Here is a 1,679-nt window from a genome sequence, read left to right as displayed (position 1 = left end):
TAATGCGGAGCTGGCCCTTGAATCCTTCATGCTGCGGGGATAGATGATGCTGCCGATTGTAAGCGCATCGGCAAGCTTCTTAAGACCGCCGGCATGGTCTGCGTGGGAATGGCTTATAAGCACGGCGTCGATTTTCTTGATTCCCCGCTGCTCGAGCTTTTTTCGAAGAGTTCCGGGGTCGGGGCCGCCGTCGATGAGGAGCCGCGTGCCGTCGGGTGCGGTTATGAGTGCGCTATCCCCCTGGCCTACGTCCAGAAAATCAATCTCAAGACCCGTGGGCGGCGCCGATATCGCGACCTGCCACCAGATCGATGCGGTTACTAGCCCTATAAGCAGTAGTGAGGCATGCCACAACCTAAGCTTGAGGTTTATTCTCTCAAAATACAGGGCAAGAGCAGCTATTATAGGGTAACTTATAAGAACCGTTATGAGCGAAGGGCTACCAAGGGATAGTGAAGCACCCGGGATTTTTGATAACGTGCTTGCTAAATGTATCATGGCTTCTAGGATAATTTTTACAACAAAAAAAAGAAGTGCGCCTGCAAATTTCGATAGTGCGGCCAGCGGCAACGCGACCATCCCCAGAACGAGCGCGGGCCCGGTAAGTGGGATAACTACCAGGTTCGCGATCGGCGAGATGGCCGATACCTGGCCGAAGTAATAGACCATAATAGGCAGTACCCCCAGCTGGGCGGCGATGGTTACGGACAATCCGGTCCGCAGGGCTTTGGGAAGCTCGGACATAATGCGCTCGAAGCGGGATGCGAACATAATCAGCGAAGCCGTCGCGACAAACGACAGCTGAAAGCCGATGTCGTAAAGCGTAAAAGGGTTTATGATAAGAATAACCAGCACGGCTGCGGAAAGCGATGTGAGGCCGTCCTTTCCCCTGCCGAAAAGCCACGCTATAAGCGCGATTATCGCCATAACAAAGGCCCTGGTGATTGAGGGAGACATCCCGCTTACCATGGTGTAGAGGGCGCTAAACGCTACAAGAATACCGAATTGCAAGCGCGGGCGTAGGCGCAGCAGGCGCAGCAGCGGCCAGAGGGCGCCAAGCACTAAGGCGATGTTCATGCCGGATGCCGCAAGTATGTGTGTGAGGCCGGTCGACCTGAATGACTCCTCGATTTCATCGTCGATTGTCGATATGTCGCCGAGCACGATACCGTTTAAAAGGCCGGCGCAATCCGGCGGCAGGTACGACGAGTTGATGCCCTTTACCCAGCGCCGTATCGATCCGGCATAAGACATTACAGATGAAACTACAGAAGACATAGAAGATATATTTGTGAGGCGCTGATGCGGTAGGTGTTCGATATCATCCGGGTGGGCGCTGAGAACCGACATAATACCCTTATGGTAAAGATACCGCCGGTAATCAAAATCACCGCTTGACTTAGGGATTGCAAAACGGCCGGACACCCTGATACCGTCCCCCATCCCCAGCTTAAGGCGACCGCGCGAGCGAACCTTAATCCTGACCTCCTCATCTACCCGCCACCTTCTATCGTCAGACGCCATGCCGTCGAGATAATATGCGGTGGCTTTTAGGTTAAAACTTGAAATACCTTCCTGGTAGGTGGGGTCGCTGGTAATATATCCCTCGATGGTTGCATGCGCCGATTGGCGGGCCGCCTTGTAGAGCAGGCTTGATTCCAGCTCGGATACGGCCAGCG

1 protein-coding gene is annotated in these 1,679 nt (G+C 54.1%); it reads right to left on the bottom strand.

Features of this window, described 5'->3' with window-relative positions:
* Window positions 1-1,679: ComEC/Rec2 family competence protein (locus COY37_RS08865; RefSeq protein ID WP_286977266.1), on the bottom strand; the 1,679-nt coding region annotated here is incomplete at both ends.

The organism is Candidatus Aquicultor secundus, assembly GCF_002791875.1.
GTDB lineage: Bacteria > Actinomycetota > Aquicultoria > Aquicultorales > Aquicultoraceae > Aquicultor_A > Aquicultor_A secundus.
This window is presented reverse-complemented; position numbering and strand designations above follow the sequence as displayed.